This is a genomic window from Erwinia sp. PME.40.26/001 (assembly GCF_055556675.1).
The window spans coordinates 443804-459350 of the sequence record NZ_JBVHNP010000001.1; the positions used below are offsets into that span (position 1 = coordinate 443804).

General features: G+C 56.3%; 15 protein-coding genes. 9 read left to right on the top strand and 6 right to left on the bottom strand.

Annotated elements, in window-relative coordinates:
• Nucleotides 1-3: 3 nt before the first annotated feature.
• Complete coding sequence (locus ACZ3HG_RS02385; RefSeq protein ID WP_191932249.1) at nucleotides 4-1272, bottom strand: MFS transporter; 1269 nt, start codon at nucleotides 1270-1272, stop codon at nucleotides 4-6.
• 103 nt (nucleotides 1273-1375) lie between these two features.
• Between ACZ3HG_RS02385 and ACZ3HG_RS02390 the strand changes: the two genes are divergently transcribed.
• From ACZ3HG_RS02390 to bioD, 3 genes are all read left to right on the top strand, one after another.
• Complete coding sequence (locus ACZ3HG_RS02390) at nucleotides 1376-2275, top strand: LysR family transcriptional regulator (RefSeq protein WP_191932250.1); 900 nt, start codon at nucleotides 1376-1378, stop codon at nucleotides 2273-2275.
• Between the two features lie 223 nt (nucleotides 2276-2498).
• Nucleotides 2499-3716, top strand: a complete 1218-nt coding sequence (gene mlc / locus ACZ3HG_RS02395; RefSeq protein WP_465331679.1) for a sugar metabolism global transcriptional regulator Mlc — start codon at nucleotides 2499-2501, stop codon at nucleotides 3714-3716.
• A gap of 122 nt (nucleotides 3717-3838) precedes the next feature.
• Complete coding sequence (gene bioD, locus ACZ3HG_RS02400) at nucleotides 3839-4504, top strand: dethiobiotin synthase (protein ID WP_191932252.1); 666 nt, start codon at nucleotides 3839-3841, stop codon at nucleotides 4502-4504.
• Nucleotides 4505-4554: 50 nt separating this feature from the next.
• On the opposite strand, the gene ACZ3HG_RS02405 is transcribed toward bioD, so the two are convergent.
• The gene (locus ACZ3HG_RS02405; protein ID WP_191932253.1) at nucleotides 4555-5949 is read right to left on the bottom strand and encodes a glycoside hydrolase family 1 protein; all 1395 of its coding nucleotides are present in this window, start codon (nucleotides 5947-5949) and stop codon (nucleotides 4555-4557) included.
• 20 nt (nucleotides 5950-5969) lie between these two features.
• Nucleotides 5970-7853, bottom strand: coding sequence for a PTS beta-glucoside transporter subunit IIABC (gene bglF / locus ACZ3HG_RS02410; RefSeq protein ID WP_465331681.1), 1884 nt, complete (start codon nucleotides 7851-7853; stop codon nucleotides 5970-5972).
• Between the two features lie 341 nt (nucleotides 7854-8194).
• On the opposite strand from bglF, the gene zntB reads away from it, so the two are divergent.
• The 5 genes from zntB to dbpA all read left to right on the top strand — a co-directional run bounded on the left by zntB (nucleotide 8195) and on the right by dbpA (nucleotide 12851).
• Entirely contained in the window at nucleotides 8195-9178 is a 984-nt protein-coding gene (zntB, locus tag ACZ3HG_RS02415; RefSeq protein WP_191932255.1) for a zinc transporter ZntB, read from the top strand.
• Between the two features lie 282 nt (nucleotides 9179-9460).
• A complete protein-coding gene (gene ynaL, locus ACZ3HG_RS02420) occupies nucleotides 9461-9610 on the top strand; it encodes a proline-rich small protein YnaL (RefSeq protein WP_191933142.1) in 150 nt (49 codons plus the stop codon).
• Nucleotides 9611-9791: 181 nt separating this feature from the next.
• Nucleotides 9792-10685: a tRNA 2-thiocytidine(32) synthetase TtcA gene (gene ttcA / locus ACZ3HG_RS02425; RefSeq protein WP_191932256.1), complete on the top strand. Its 894-nt coding sequence runs from the start codon at nucleotides 9792-9794 to the stop codon at nucleotides 10683-10685.
• A gap of 89 nt (nucleotides 10686-10774) precedes the next feature.
• Complete coding sequence (locus ACZ3HG_RS02430; protein WP_191932257.1) at nucleotides 10775-10912, top strand: hypothetical protein; 138 nt, start codon at nucleotides 10775-10777, stop codon at nucleotides 10910-10912.
• 559 nt (nucleotides 10913-11471) lie between these two features.
• A complete protein-coding gene (gene dbpA / locus ACZ3HG_RS02435; RefSeq protein ID WP_191932258.1) occupies nucleotides 11472-12851 on the top strand; it encodes an ATP-dependent RNA helicase DbpA in 1380 nt (459 codons plus the stop codon).
• 67 nt (nucleotides 12852-12918) lie between these two features.
• Here dbpA and ACZ3HG_RS02440 read toward each other — a convergent pair whose 3' ends face one another.
• Both ACZ3HG_RS02440 and ACZ3HG_RS02445 read right to left on the bottom strand, forming a co-directional pair.
• The gene (locus ACZ3HG_RS02440; RefSeq protein ID WP_191932259.1) at nucleotides 12919-13206 is read right to left on the bottom strand and encodes a putative quinol monooxygenase; all 288 of its coding nucleotides are present in this window, start codon (nucleotides 13204-13206) and stop codon (nucleotides 12919-12921) included.
• Nucleotides 13207-13323: 117 nt separating this feature from the next.
• Entirely contained in the window at nucleotides 13324-13980 is a 657-nt protein-coding gene (locus tag ACZ3HG_RS02445) for an MgtC/SapB family protein (RefSeq protein WP_191932260.1), read from the bottom strand.
• A 181-nt stretch (nucleotides 13981-14161) separates the two neighbouring features.
• On the opposite strand from ACZ3HG_RS02445, the gene ACZ3HG_RS02450 reads away from it, so the two are divergent.
• Nucleotides 14162-14434 carry a putative hemolysin gene (locus tag ACZ3HG_RS02450; protein ID WP_191932261.1) on the top strand — a complete coding sequence of 91 codons (273 nt, stop codon included), beginning with the start codon at nucleotides 14162-14164 and terminating at the stop codon, nucleotides 14432-14434.
• Between the two features lie 114 nt (nucleotides 14435-14548).
• Here ACZ3HG_RS02450 and ACZ3HG_RS02455 read toward each other — a convergent pair whose 3' ends face one another.
• Entirely contained in the window at nucleotides 14549-15544 is a 996-nt protein-coding gene (locus ACZ3HG_RS02455) for a 2-hydroxyacid dehydrogenase (protein WP_191932262.1), read from the bottom strand.
• Nucleotides 15545-15547: the final 3 nt, after the last annotated feature.

A 15547-nucleotide genomic window follows, 5' to 3' on the forward strand; every position in this document is an offset into this window, starting at 1 on the left:
GTATCAGAGTTTTTTACCCCGCAGGCGGGCGCCCGCCAGCAGCGCCAGTATCAGCAGGGCGGAGATAAAGGCGGTAATGCCGTGCCAGCCAAAGTGATGCCAGAATACGCCGCCAAGCGTTCCTGCCACGCTGGAACCCAGATAATAGCTGAACAGATACAATGAAGAGGCCTGTCCTTTGGCGCGCCGTGCGCGCGCGCCGATCCAGCCGCTGGCCACGGCATGCGCCGCGAAAAATCCAGCGGTAAACAGCATCATGCCCGGCAGGATCAGCCAGAGACTCGTCGCCAGCGTCACCAGCAGTCCGGTGAGCATCAGCGCGGTTGAAAACAGCAGGACCGCAGCGCGGCCATATTTTGCCGTCATTGCGCCGGCCTTGGGTGAGCTCCATGACCCGGTCAGGTAGACCACCGACAGCAGCCCGACGACCGCCTGGTTCATTGAATAGGGCGGTGAAAGCAGCCGGTAGCCAATATAGTTAAACAGCGTGACAAAAGCTCCCATCAGCAGGAAACCTTCGGCAAACAGCAGCGGTAATCCGCTGTCACGCCAGTGCAGGCGAAAGTTGATCAGCAGGCTGCGGGGCCTGAGCGAGGCCGCGCGAAAATGGCGGGAGGGCGGCAGGATTTTCCAGAACATCAGTGCGGAGGCCAGCGCGCAGCAGCCGATCGCCATCACAGCCACCCGCCAGCTGGTAAAATCGGTGATCACCCCGCTGAGTAATCGACCGCTCATGCCGCCAATGGAGTTCCCGCTGATGTACAGGCCCATGGAAAACGCCACCACGCTTGGGTGGATTTCTTCGCTCAGATAGGTCATGCCCACAGCGGCCACGCCGCTTAGGGAGAGTCCGATCAGCGCGCGTATCATCAGTATGCCGTGCCAGCTGGTCATGGTGGCAGAAAGCAGGGTGAAAATCGCCGCCAGCATCAGGGCGGTGACCATCACCGACTTACGTCCGACCGCATCGGATAACGGGCCGGTGATCAGCAGGCCCAGTGCCAGCATCCCCGTAGAAACCGACAGGGAAATACTGCTGGCCGCCGGGGAGACGCCAAACTCCTGCGACAGCACGGGAAGGATCGGCTGTACACAGTAAAGCAGGGCGAAGGTCGCCAGACCGGCGGAGAACAGCGCCAGCGTGACGCGCATAAACTGAGGGGTTCCGCGTTTTATCAAAATATTCTTATCCGCGGCTGGCTGGCCGGAGAGGGCGGGAGTGGCCCGGTCAGCAGAAGCGGGCGGTCTGACGGCAGGCGATGAGCGGTTCACAACGGTTCCTTAGCAAGTTCATGGGGGGATGACGTTGTAAAGGGTAAGAAACTGAGATTATGATGTCTAATATATTAATAATCTCGAATGATATGTTAAACCTATGAATATAGAGCTGCGCCATCTGCGCTATTTTGTCGCCGTGGCGGAAGAACTGCATTTCGGCCGGGCTGCCCAGCGGCTGAATATTTCGCAGCCTCCGCTCAGTCAGCAAATCCAGATTCTGGAAAAGGAAACTGGCGCTCGCCTGCTGGCCCGAACCAACCGCAGCGTGCAGCTGACGGCCGCCGGGAAGCAGTTTCTGCAGGATGCCCGTCAGATCCTGCAGCAGGTCGAACAGGCCGCCGATAAAGCCTCCCGGCTGCATCGCGGAGATGAAGGGGAGCTGCGTATTGGTTTCACCTCCTCGGCCCCCTTTATTACCGTGGTCTCCGATGCGTTATTCACCTTTCGCCAGCGCTTCCCTGCGGTGCATATCCAGATGCAGGAGATCAACACCCGCCAGCAGTTGGCCCCGCTCAGCGAAGGACGCCTTGACCTGGGCGTTATGCGCAACACGCTGCTGCCGGAAAGCCTCGATCATCAGCTGCTGCTGCGCGAGCCGATGTTCGCGCTGGTTCACCGCGCCCACCGTCTGGCCGGCAGGCCGCGTATTGCACTGAGCGAGCTGGCGCAGGAACCGTTTGTCTTTTTTGACCCGCAGGTGGGGACCGCGCTGTATGGCGAAATTCTCGACCTGCTGGGGCGTTACCAAATCCAGCCCGACATTGCTCAGGAAGTGGGCGAAGCGATGACCATTATTGGCCTGGTGTCTACCGGACTCGGCGTCTCTATTCTTCCCGCTTCGTTTCGCCGCGTGCGGCTGAGTGACGTGGTGTGGATACCCCTGACCGAGCAAGATGCGCAATCGGAAGTGTGGCTGGTGTGGTCCCGGCAGCGGGAGATGCCAGCGGTGGTCGCCTCCATGATGAAACTCCTGCTGCCGTTACCGCAGCATAAATAGCGGAAAACATGAGCAGGTGAAGGTGGTTTATGTGCGGCAAATCACATATCGAATCAAATATTTGACGCCATCTGATAAGTGTTTCACCATGAGCCGGATGCTTTATTTTGAAGCGCGAAAATAAGAGCCGATCGGTCGGCCATCATCGTCAGTTTCTGACGACTGTCGGTTGGTTCAGAAAAGCGACAAACGCTGTTTTGACGGTAATAAGCGGGAGTAGGGTGTGATTGCGGACAGTCAGCCTGGCCATATTGACCAGATTAAACAGACTAATGCCGGAGCGGTGTACAGACTGATTGATCGGTTTGGCCCTATCTCGCGTATTGAGCTGTCAAAAAAAGCGCAGCTGGCTCCGGCCAGTATCACCAAAATCGTGCGGGAGATGCTGGAAGCCCACCTGGTGCAGGAGACAGAGTTTCAGGAGCCCGGAAGCCGTGGCCGCCCGGCCGTCGGACTGCTGCTGGACACCCAGGCCTGGCATTTCCTTTCCGTGCGCATCGGCGCTGGCGATATCACACTCGCCCTGCGTGACCTCAGCAGTAAAATGGTGGTGGAGCAGCAGTTTGCTCTGCCGGCGCAAGACGCACTGCCGCTGCTGGCCCGCATCATCCAGCAGATCGACCAGTTCTTTATCCATCACCAGCACAAGCTGGAACGCCTGACCGCCATTGCTATCACGTTGCCGGGCATTATGAACAGCCAGACCGGGATTGTGCACCGGATGCCCTATTATGACGTGGACGATATGCCGCTTGGCCCGTCGCTGGCCAGCCACACCGGTCTGCCGGTCTATATTCAGCATGATATCTGCGCCTGGACGATGGCCGAGTCGCTGTTTGGGGCCTCGCGGGATGCCCGCGATGTCCTCCAGGTGGTGATTGACCATAATGTGGGCGCGGGGGTGATCACCGGGGGGCGCTTGCTGCACGGCGGCAGCAGCACGCTGGTGGAGATCGGCCATACCCAGGTCGATCCGTGGGGCAAACGCTGCTACTGCGGCAATCACGGTTGCCTGGAAACAGTAGCCAGCACGGACAGCATGCTGGAGCTGGCCGCGCAGCGGATGCAGGCCTCCATGAGTTCCACGCTGCATAATCAGTCGTTAACCATTGATGCCCTCTGTGATGCCGCGCTGGCCGGGGATCAGCTTGCCTGTGACATCATTTCCGGCGTGGGTAACAGCGTGGGGCGCATTGTGGCGGTGATGGTCAACCTGTTCCATCCGCAGAAAATTCTCATCGGATCGCCGCTTAACCGGGCGCAGAGCATCCTTTACCCGGCAATAGTGACCTGTATTCGTCAACAGGCCTTACCCAGCTACAGTAAAGCTGTCAGCGTGGAACCCACCGCCTTTATTAATCTGGGCACGATGCCGGGGGCAGCGCTGGTCAAAGATGCGCTCTATAACGGGTCATTGTTAATCAAACTGCTACAAGGCTGATAAATTCACTAAACATTGCGCTAACGCAATCTCCGACCGGCGGCACTCCCCTACAATTTTCGCTCATTTACCGAGTATGAAAATTATTAATGAGGCCAGGCTGTGCCTGTCGGAGTCATCCCATGTTGAAACGTTTATTTGTCACTGGAACCGATACTGAAGTAGGAAAAACGGTGGTATCGCGCGCGTTGTTACAAAAGCTGGCGACAAACAATAAACGCGCCGTAGGCTACAAACCGGTTGCTAAAAGCAGCCAGCAAACGGAAGAAGGACCACGCAATAAGGATGCCCTGGTTCTTCAGGGTTCTTCATCCGTACAGTTGCCGTATCAGGCGATTAATCCCATCACCCTGCTCGACGATGAGATCAGTACCAGCGCAACCCCGATCAGTTACGCAACCTTAAGCCACGGGCTGCATGCCCTGAACGATCAGGCTGACTATATTGTGGTGGAGGGGACCGGCGGCTGGCGCAGTCTGATGAACGATCTGCGTCCGCTGTCTGACTGGGCGGTTCAGGAACAGCTGCCCGTGGTGCTGGTGGTCGGCATTAAACTGGGCTGCATCAGCCATGCGCTGCTCACGGCGCAGGCGGTAATCAACGACGGTCTGCCGCTTTTAGGCTGGGTGGCTAACCGGATTAACCCCGGCCTGGCGCACTATGCAGAAATTATTGATGTGCTGCGGGATAAAATTCCGGCTCCTCTGCTGGGGGAGTTGCCCTATCTGCCCCGGGCAGAAACGCGTGATCTGGCCCACTATCTTGATCTGACCGCGCTGGATTTATAACGTCGACGGAGCCCGCCCCTGCCAAACGGCTGGGGTGGGCCCCGGTGGGATTACTTCAGTGATCCCCCGTGCGTTTTGATCACGTTCTGATACCAGAAGAAACTCTTCTTACGGCTGCGGGCGAGGGTGCCGTTCCCCTGGTCATCCCGGTCAACATAGATAAAACCGTAGCGCTTGGAGAACTCGGCTTTTGAAGCGCTCACCAGGTCAATCGGGCCCCAGCAGGTGTAACCCAGCACCTCAACACCGTCTTCAATGGCTTCCCGGACCTGCACCAGATGATCGTTCAGGTAGGCAATGCGGTAATCATCATTGATGCTGCCGTCAGCTTCAACGGTGTCGCGCGCCCCCAGGCCATTCTCCACGATAAACAGTGGTTTCTGGTAGCGGTCATACAGCTCGTTCATCAGAAAACGCAACCCTTCCGGGTCGATCTGCCAGCCCCACTCGGAGCTTTCCAGATGCGGATTCGGCACCATATTCAGAATATTGGCGCGTGCTTTGTGGTTCTGCTCTTCATTGGTGGTCACGCAGCCGGTCATATAGTAGCTGAACGAGATAAAGTCGATCGGCTCGCGCAAATCCTGTTTATCCTGCTCCGTGATCGCCAGCCGGATGCCGTTTTCTTTAAAGTAGCGCGTCATATAGGCTGGGTAGTAGCCACGCGTCTGGACATCGCCAAAGAACAGCCAGTCACGGTTCTGCTTTTGCGTCTCCAGCAGATCGGCCGGAAGTGGACTGAGCGGATAGAGCATCGCCCCCAGCAGCATATTGCCGATTTTTGCATCCGGTATGATCCGGTGACAGGCCTTTACCGCGCGCGCACTGCCCACCAGCTGATGATGGATAGCCTGATAGACGGCCTGTTTATCGCTGTCTTCCGGCAGACCTACGCCGGTAAACGGCGCGTGGAGCGACATGTTGATTTCATTGAAGGTCAGCCAGTGCTTCACTTTCTCTTTGTAGCGGGCGAACACCGTTTCGGCATAGTGGACAAAGCAGTCGATAGTTTTACGATCTCCCCAGCCGCCGTACTTCTTAATCAGTCCGTACGGCATTTCATAATGGGAAAGGGTGACCAGCGGCGCGATATTGTATTTCGCCATCTCGTCAAACAGGCGGTCATAGAAGGCCAGCCCGGCCTCATTTGGCTGGCTTTCATCCCCTTCCGGGAAGATCCGCGTCCAGGCAATGGAAGTCCGCAGCACGGTAAAGCCCATTTCTGCGAACAGCCTGATGTCCTCCGGGTAGCGGTGATAAAAGTCAATCGCCACGTCCTTAATGCCAAAATCTCCCTCCTGACGCACCACGCGCTGACCAAAGATACCCTGAGGCTGTAAATCAGAGGTGGAAATCCCTTTGCCATCGGTCTGCCATGCGCCTTCGACCTGGTTTGCGGCAACGGCGCCACCCCAGAGAAAATGTTGTGGGAAACGTTGTGTCATTGTGCTCTCCTTATAAATGATTATTTAATCAGCGTCAGCAGCGGCTCACCGGCGGCCACTTCCTGCCGTGGGCTGGCGGCCAGCACATCAATGTAGTCTTCACTGTTACTGATCAGTACCGGTGTGGTGAGGTCATACCCCGCCGCCCGGATCGCCGGGATATCGAATTCCAGCAGCAGATCACCGACGCGCACGGTGTCGCCCTGGCTGACGTGAGCCGTAAAGTGCAGGCCATCGAGTTTGACGGTGTCGATGCCGACATGGATCAGGACTTCAGCGCCGTTGTCCGCTTCCAGTCCAATGGCATGGCGGGTGCGGAACAGGGACGCCACAGTACCGTTTACCGGGGAAAGCACACGGCCTTCCGTCGGCTGGATCCCCATGCCTTTTCCCAACAGGCCGCTGGCAAACGTTTCATCCGGCACCTGCTCCAGCGCCACGACAGCACCGCTCATCGGACTGGATAGCGTCTGCTTATGCAGCAGATCGGGACTGACAGCGGCAGCCGGAAGGTCCGTCGTCACAGCCTCTGCCTCTTTCACCGCCGGCAGCCCAAACAGCGCGGTGGCGAGGGCCGCGAAAATAAAGGCGATCAGCGCGCCGACGATGGCGGCGACAACGCTGGCATCAAAACCAGTTTTTGGCACCACCTGGCTGAAGGTAAACACCGAGGGCAGGCCAAATGAATAGCTGGTGGTGTGGAAGAAGCCGAGTACAGCAGCCCCCATGGCACCACCGATGCAGCCAAAGATAAACGGACGACGGTTCGGCAGGGTGACGCCGTACACGGCAGGTTCGGTAATACCGAACAGGCTGGCGCTAAAGGCCGAAGCCGCAATCCCTTTCAGCTTCACATCCCGGGTACGCAGCAGCACGCCAAGTGTCGCCCCGGCCTGGCCCAGAACTGCGGGCATCAGCAGCGGGAGGAGGGTGTCTGCGCCGTGAATAGCAAGGTTATTGAGCATGATCGGCACCAGCCCCCAGTGCAGGCCGAAGATCACACAGACCTGCCAGAAAGCCCCCATAAAGGCCCCGGCGAAGGTCGGGCTGAAGCTGTAGGCATGCAGATAACCCGCTGCGAGCATCTGGCTTACCCAGGTGGCGACCGGGCCTATCAGCATAAAAGTGACCGGAACGACAATGGCCAGACAGATCAGCGGTGTGGTGAAGTTACGCACCGACCCCGGCAGGCGGCTGTGTACCACGCGCTCGATCAGGCAGGAGAACCAGGCAGCGAAGATAATCGGGATCACGGAAGAGCTGTAGTTAATCAGGATCATCGGGATACCGAAAAAGTGCAGCGGAGGACTGCCCGCCTGAGAGGCGGTAAACGCGGACATCATCATCGGGTGTACCAGCGCGGCACCGATAATCATGGTGGTGAACGCATTGCCGCCAAATTTCTTCCCGGCGGTATAGCCGAGCAGAACAGGCAGGAAGTAGAACACCGCATCCCCGGCCGCAGAGAGAGTGATATAGGTCCCGGTGGTTTCTGACGTTAAGCCACAGGCCAGCGCCAGCGCCAGCAGGCCCTTAAGAATACCGGACGCGGCCATCACGCCGACAAACGGGGTGAAAATTGCGGAAACGATGTCAATAAAGCGGGCAAACAGCGACCCCTTGTCCTGCGTGTCTTGCTGGTCGTCATCGCCCTCGCTCAGGCCCGCCGTCGACAGCAGCGCCTGATACACCTCGCTGACATGGTTGCCAATCACCACCTGATACTGACCGCCGCTTTCTACCACCATAATCACACCGGCATTGGCCTTGAGCGCAGCCGTATTGGCTTTTCGGCTGTCTTTCAGTTTAAAGCGCAGGCGGGTGGCGCAATGCACCACCGAACTGACGTTCTCTTTACCGCCCACTCCCTGCAGGATCTCTTCTGATAAAAGCTGGTACTTCATCGTATGCTCCTGGTTCCGACATCGTTGTCTGTGGCCCGTTAGTGAATTCAGGCCAAAAAAAAACCTAAACTGCTTCAACGTCGCCGGCATGGCGCATCAAAGCAGTTTAGGTTTTGCCTGAAAATCAGTAGCAATCCTGTGTATGTTGCAGCGATATTTCCTTAGTCGCCGTGGGTTAGCAAGGGGGGCGGGCAGGAATAACTGTTTTTCGTGACGGGGATCGACTTTTAACGGCCGGGCTGCCGGCGGCAATCCTGCGGCAGACGGCGATAGCACATTTTGCAACTGGCGTCCTTCAGGCTAGACTGTATCGCATTGATTAGGTTAAGGGTGATACAAACGTGGAAGTCATTGCGGGTAAATCATTACAGGTCTCAGATGCGATCATTTCGTGTCAGCTGGATGGAAAGGGCGGGTTAATCCCGATTGACGACAGCGATGTGCTGACCTGTGACAGGCCGTGCTGGCTGCACCTGAATTATACCCATCGTGAAAGTGCGGACTGGCTGGCATCTACCCCGCTGCTGCCGGACACGGTGCGCGACGCGCTGGGCGGAGACAGCATGCGCCCGCGCGTTAACCGCCTGAGCGACGGCACAATGATTACGTTGCGCAGCATTAATCTTAATAGCGAATCGCGGCCGGAGCAGCTGGTGGTGATCCGCGTATTTATTAATGAAAAGCTGATCGTTTCCACCCGGCAGCGCAAAGTGTTTGCCATTGATGAAGTGCTGACCGACCTGAAGAACGGCATCGGCCCGGTAGACGGTGGCAGCTGGCTGGTGGACGTCTGTGATGCGCTGACCGACCACACCAGTGAGTTTATCGAGGAACTGCACGATAAAATTATCGAGCTGGAAGACGCGGTGGTGGATCAGCAGGTGCCGCCGCGCGGTGAGCTGGCGATGATCCGCAAGCAGCTGATTATTATGCGTCGTTATATGGCCCCACAGCGTGACGTGTTTTCCCGTATTGCCAGCGAACGCCTGCCGTGGATGAGCGACGACGATCGCCGCCGGATGCAGGATATTGCTGACCGTTTAGGGCGAGGGCTGGACGATCTGGATGCCAGCGTGGCGCGCACCGGCGTACTGGCCGATGAAATCACCACGGTGATGGCCGAGGCCATGAACCGCAGAACCTATACCATGTCACTGCTGGCGATGGTTTTCCTGCCGACGACTTTTCTTACCGGGCTGTTTGGCGTCAATCTGGGGGGGATCCCCGGCGGTGAGTGGCGCTACGGTTTCCCCACGTTCTGCATGCTGCTGATGCTGCTGGTTATTGGCGTTGCCTGGTGGTTACGGAAACGTAAATGGTTGTGATAAATAAGAATATGTGAGGCAGGGATGGGGCAATAACGTGACGAAAGCTGATCGACGTCAATAAATTCTGGTGTCGATCAGGGCAAACTCTTTCTCGCAGGTGAATGCAACGTCAAGCGATGGGCGTTGCGCTCCATATTGTCTTACTTCCTTTTTTTGAATTAATGCATAGCACATTTGATTCGTACAAGGCCGGCCTAACCGCCGGCTTTTTTTTGCGCGTTTGCCAGCGCCGTCAGATGTCCTACGCTTACTATTCCTACACTGTATGAGGAGGAAGACATGTTAACTAACCAGATAACGTCGATTCGCCTGTCAGAACCACTAAGCGACCCCGTTCCCGTGCCGGGCCCGACGCCGATACCTCAGCCCTTACCCGATCCGCCACCGGCCGATCCCCATCCGATTATTGACCCACCACCTTACCAGTAACGTCGTGACCCGGCCCGGGCTGGCTTAAGGGCGGGCAGAGACATCCACCCGCCTGCGCCGGACAGCGAGAACCCTCTGTATTTCTGATGTTTCCCGGGCTGGGAAACTTCCGTATAATGGCCCTCCAGACTGTAATCAGAATCACGTCGTTCTAAAGCCATCAGGATCCAGAGAAGTATTTATGAATCAAGTCGATGTACGAAAAGAAACCCTGGAGATGAATAAACTCCAGAAGCGCCTCAGAAGAAATGTTGGCCTTGCCATCACTGATTACAACATGATTGAAGAGAATGACGTTGTGATGGCCTGCATGAGCGGCGGCAAAGACTCGTTTGCTATGCTGGATATTTTGCTGGCGCTGCAAAAAGTAGCCCCCATCAAATTCGAAGTCATTGCGGTTAATCTGGATCAGAAACAACCTGGCTTCCCGGAACATATTTTACCCGCCTATCTCGACAGTCTTGATATCCCTTATTATATTGTGGATAAAGACACCTATTCCGTGGTGAAGGAAAAGATACCGGAAGGAAAAACCACCTGTGGTTTATGTTCACGCCTGCGTCGCGGCACGCTGTACTCCTTTGCCGAGAAAATTGGTGCCACCAAAATCGCCCTTGGCCACCATATGGATGACATCGTTGAGACGCTGTTCCTCAATATGTTCCACGGTGCAAAAATGAAGGCGATGCCCCCGAAGCTGCGTTCTGACGATGGACGAAACGTCGTGATCCGTCCGCTGAGCTACTGCCGGGAAAAAGATTTGATTGCCTGGTCGGAACATAAAGACTTCCCGATCATTCCCTGCAATCTGTGCGGCTCGCAGGAGAACCTTCAGCGGCAGGCGATCAAAGCCATGCTGACCGAGTGGGATAAAAAAACGCCGGGTCGGGTCGACAGCGTCTTTAAGTCGATCCAGAACATCAGCCCAAGCCAGTTAGCCGACAGGGAACTGTTCGATTTCGAGGCCCTGCCGCTGGATCGCAGTGGTGACAGAGCAGAGTATGCCTTTACTGAAGCCACCGTCTCGTCGACCAATATAGATAAATCGCTCTATATAGATGTTGCTAACCTGTAATGGCTGGCGCAGGCATTCATTGACCTGCGTTAATTGAAGGGCGGCGCGCCATCAACTACGCTTAATCATCTCAACGAGAGGAGGGCGTAATGTCACAGGATAAATCAAAGACCAAACCGGAAAAAGATCCGCACCCGGCCAGGGATAATCCCAACGAGCATGGTGAAATTCCGCGCACGCGGGATGACAGCGACGACGATAAAAAAGATCCGTTCAACGATCGCTGATCCCGTCAGTGGCCCGTCCTGTCACCGTTGCTGACAGGGCGGGGTCCCGCTGTTGACGCTTCATTCCTCTTATTTTTTCCCGCCCCAGCACAATCCAATGACGAAATATATTAAACCCCTCAAGTTTTCTGCCCGGATGCCGTTAACACCGTAAGCGTCAGTGCTAATTTTTTCTTCTCAGAGCGCCTGCCCGTCAGGAAAACTCCCTGAGCCTTAACTTACGCCCGGAATGCGAATAAACAGGCGACATTCAGGGCCAGGCTTTACTATAATTGCCGCCGAGACTTTCGTCTTACGCCGTGAGCAGATTGATATAACGGCTAAGAACGAAACGAAGGAGAAGGAATACACATGAAATGGAACCGGAGAAATACCTGGATTGCGATGGTGGCAGCCTGTCTGATTTTCTGGCTGTTAATCGCGTTGGTTTTATCTTAGTCGGACTACATAATACACAGCGCTGCGCGACGTTATCGCCAGCGCTTTTCTCCCCGTCCCTTGCGCTTATCTGCTACAATCAGCGCCATTAATCCTGTCCGTTTTATCAGAGAGTTCTTCCGTGACTGCTTTTTCTACCCTGACCCAACTTCCCGCCAGCCAGATCGAAAATCTTACTGAACTGGGCTACCTCGACATGACGCCGGTACAGGCTGAATCGCTGCCTGCTATTCTTGCGGGGCGGGATGTGCGCGCACAGGCGAAAACCGGCAGCGGTAAAACTGCCGCCTTTGGTCTGGGCGTGATGCATCGCGTAGATGCCAGCCAGTACGTCACTCAGGCGCTGGTGCTGTGCCCGACCCGCGAACTGGCCGACCAGGTGGCTAAAGAGCTGCGCCGTCTGGCGCGTTTTACCGCGAACATTAAAATTCTCACACTGTGCGGTGGCCAGCCAGTCGGCGCACAGCGTGATTCGCTGGTGCATGCTCCGCAGATTGTTGTCGGCACACCCGGGCGTATTCTTGACCATCTGAAGCGTGAAACCCTGAAGCTGGATGGCATCAATATGCTGGTGCTGGATGAAGCCGACCGCATGCTGGAAATGGGCTTCCGCGACGATATCGACAGCATTATCCGCCACTGTCCGCAGGCCCGCCAGACGCTGCTGTTTTCCGCTACCTGGCCGCAGGGTATTGCCCAGATCAGCCAGAGTATTCAGCGCGATCCGCTGACTGTGGAAACGGGCGATGTCTCCGATTTACCGTCTATTGAACAAACCTTCTACGAGGCCGGCCCGCGGGAAAAACTGACCGCGCTGATTGGCCTGCTGAGTGACCGTCAGCCCACCTCCTGCGTCGTGTTCTGCAACACCAAACGGGAATGTGATGACATCGCGTATGCGCTGGAGTCTGCGAACATCAGTGCGCTGGCGCTGCACGGCGACCTTGAGCAGCGCGATCGCGATCAGGTTCTGATCCGCTTTGCTAACGGCAGCTGCCGCGTACTGGTCGCTACCGATGTGGCCGCACGCGGGCTGGATATCAAGTCACTGGCGATGGTGGTTAACTATCAGCTCTCTTTTGACCCGGAAGTGCACGTCCACCGTATTGGCCGTACTGCCCGCGCCGGTCAGGAAGGATGCGCGGTTAGTTTTGTCGCCCAGGATGAGATGGTGCGCGCCCATGCGCTGGAAGATTATCTGCAACAGAAGCTGGCCTGGCGCAACGTATCAGAGCTGAAGTCTGTGGCGGCGAAAGCGCTGCCGGCAGAGATGGTCACGGTGAGCCTGGACGGCGGCCGTAAAGCGAAAATCCGACCGGGAGACATTCTCGGTGCCCTGACCGGCGACGGTGGGCTGACCGGCGATCAGGTCGGCAAGATTGATATTGGTCCGACGCAGGCATATGTTGCCATCCGTCAGTCACAGGCGCGCCAGGTGATGGGGCAGCTGAAAGATGTGAAGATCAAAGGGAAATCGTGCCGGGCGCGTTTACTGAAATAAACCGCTGAAGGGAAAGAGGGCGGTAAAGGGTCGATCGTTTGTCACGATCGACCCACATCATGACTGTTTACATTTTCGTGATCACGGGCGGTGCGGCCAGCAGATCTTTTACACCTGCCAGCAGGGCCTGAAAATGAGGCTGCGATTCGTGCAGCTCAATGGCAGCAGCGCTTTTCCAGGTTTCGTGGAACAGGAACAGGTCACTGTTTTCCACGCTGCGGTATAAATCATAATGCACGTTGCCTTCATCAAGGCGGCTCGGGGCCACGCAGCGGTTCAGCACGTCATACAGCTCATTGCCTTTACCGGTTGCCGCAGCAAAGGTGGCCACCACCATAATCGGTTTATCAGACATTTTTCTCTCCTGTAACAAAGTTAAAAACGGTGCAGATGACGTGACGTCAGTCCGTACCAAAACGTAGTGCCTCCAGCCTGGCACGATTCTGCCTGACTGACATGATCTTTTCAGGCTTCAGTGCATTTCTACTGACTGCACGCCTTTGATTTCCAGCAGCACATCATAGAGCTGATGCGGTTCACGCTTTCGTGACAGTGTCACATCTACCATCATTTCACACAATCCACTTTCGGCATCCCGGTTGACCACCGAAACCTGGCCTGTCCGCACCTGCTGGTGCTGTAATGCCATCAGGACCAGCGGCACGCTCTTCGCCTTCAGGTGAAAAATCAGCGTATGGTGGCGGCCAATCAGCCAGTAGCTGATGCGACGAAACGTTTCCAGCACCAGCAGCGCCAGCAGCGTGCCGTAAATGCCAATCTCATACATGCCGCTGCCAATGACCAGGCCGATGGCGGCGGTGACCCACAGCCCGGCAGCGGTCGTCAGTCCTTTAACTACCTGTTTCTGAATGATAATCGTCCCGGCCCCGAGAAACCCCATACCGCTGACCACCTGAGCCGCGATTCGGCTGGGATCCAGACCCACGTGATCGCGGGCCAGAATGTCGTCGAAGCCATACTTTGAGACAATCATAAACATCGCGCTGCCAATGCCGACCAGAATGTGGGTTCGCAGCCCGGCCTCTTTAGCCCGCAGCTGGCGCTCAAGCCCGATCAGGCCACCCAGCGCCCCCGCCAGCGCAATGCGTAATAACAAATCGACAATCATAAAACGGCCCCTCACCGCGCCATTCACTTAACTCAAACAGCTAGTTATAAAATAAGACGGCAGGCTATTGATATTTAGTTGAAGATCATTTTGTAAAAATACGTGACAACTATCGACCTGACAGGGAACGTAGCATATGCTGGCCTTCGCATTTCAGCGCACGTTACCCGGAGTTTACCAGATGAAAGCAGCGACATTTTTGCTGGCGGCAGCCGCTTTATTACTCTCAGCCTGTAGCAGCGACAGTGATAATGAACCGCCTCAGCAGGCGACAGCGGCCCACGTGCCGTCCCGGGTGGTGATGGCTGACCTGGCAGAGAGCGCCTGCTCAAACGCTGGCGGTACGCTGGCGCTGTCCCGCCAGCTGGACGGCAGTTCAGTGGGAATGTGTCAGATGGCGAACGGACGTCGTTGCGGTGAAACTGCGCTGATGAACGGCAGCTGCGCGCGCTGAGTGAGTTAACGTAGTCAGTCAGGGCCCAGGTACCGCTGCGGGAGCCGACCGTTTTTACCGGTCGGCACGCGATGCTCAGCTGAGTGTTCCGTCTTTATTTACAGGCACCGGAGATTAACCGGCATTCAGCACGTTATCGCAGGGTTCGCCTTTTTCCAGCAGACGCAGGTTTTCCAGGGTAGTCTGCGAAATACTGGTCAGGGCTTCTGCCGTCAGAAAGGCCTGATGCCCGGTAAACAGCACGTTATGGCAGGCAGACAGGCGGCGGAAAATATCATCCTGGATCACATCGTTAGACTTATCCTCAAAGAATAAATCACGCTCATTTTCGTAGACGTCCATCCCCAGGGAGCCAATTTTCTGCTGCTTCAGCGCGTCTATTGCCGCCTGGGAATCAATCAGGGCACCCCGGCTGGTGTTGATCACCATTACGCCATCTTTCATCTGGGCAAACGCCGCGCTGTTCAGCAGGTGATGGTTCTCGTCGGTCAGCGGACAGTGCAGGGTGATAACATCGGACTGGCTGAACAGGGTTTTGATATCAACGTACTCTGCGCCCAGCTCCAGCGCCTGTGGGCTGGGGTAGGGATCAAAGGCCAGCAGCTTCATGCCAAAACCTTTCAGAATACGCATTGTAGCAATGCCGATTTTCCCGGTGCCGATGACCCCGGCGGTGCGGCCGTGCATATTGAAACCAATCAGGCCTTCGAGGGAAAAGTTCGCATCGCGGGTGCGCTGATAGGCACGGTGAATACGCCGGTTCAGGGTCATCATCATCCCCACCGTATGTTCAGCCACCGCCTCAGGTGAGTATGCCGGTACCCTGACCACCTGGATACCCAGTTCACGCGCGGCATCAAGATCGACGTTATTGAACCCGGCGCAGCGCAGGGCGATAAACTTGATGCCCAGCTCAGCCAGCTCTTCCAGCACGGCACGGCTGCCGTCATCGTTAACGAAAATACAGACGCCATCGCAGCCCACGGCGTTTTTCGCCGTATGTTCGCTCAGCAGGAAGTCGAAAAACGCCAGTTCAAACCCGTAGTCTTCATTGACCTGTGTGAGGTATTTCCGGTCATACTGCTTAGTGCTATATACCGCAAGTTTCATCGC

Coding starts and splice junctions, on each gene's coding strand:
- ACZ3HG_RS02390 (WP_191932250.1), top strand. CDS start 1,376: ATGAATATAGAGCTGCGCCATCTGCGCTATTTTGTCGCCGTGGCGGAA.
- bioD (WP_191932252.1), top strand. CDS start 3,839: ATGTTGAAACGTTTATTTGTCACTGGAACCGATACTGAAGTAGGAAAA.
- ACZ3HG_RS02405 (WP_191932253.1), bottom strand. CDS start 5,949: ATGACACAACGTTTCCCACAACATTTTCTCTGGGGTGGCGCCGTTGCC.
- bglF (WP_465331681.1), bottom strand. CDS start 7,853: ATGAAGTACCAGCTTTTATCAGAAGAGATCCTGCAGGGAGTGGGCGGT.
- ynaL (WP_191933142.1), top strand. CDS start 9,461: ATGTTAACTAACCAGATAACGTCGATTCGCCTGTCAGAACCACTAAGC.
- ttcA (WP_191932256.1), top strand. CDS start 9,792: ATGAATCAAGTCGATGTACGAAAAGAAACCCTGGAGATGAATAAACTC.
- ACZ3HG_RS02430 (WP_191932257.1), top strand. CDS start 10,775: ATGTCACAGGATAAATCAAAGACCAAACCGGAAAAAGATCCGCACCCG.
- ACZ3HG_RS02440 (WP_191932259.1), bottom strand. CDS start 13,206: ATGTCTGATAAACCGATTATGGTGGTGGCCACCTTTGCTGCGGCAACC.
- ACZ3HG_RS02445 (WP_191932260.1), bottom strand. CDS start 13,980: ATGATTGTCGATTTGTTATTACGCATTGCGCTGGCGGGGGCGCTGGGT.
- ACZ3HG_RS02450 (WP_191932261.1), top strand. CDS start 14,162: ATGAAAGCAGCGACATTTTTGCTGGCGGCAGCCGCTTTATTACTCTCA.
- ACZ3HG_RS02455 (WP_191932262.1), bottom strand. CDS start 15,544: ATGAAACTTGCGGTATATAGCACTAAGCAGTATGACCGGAAATACCTC.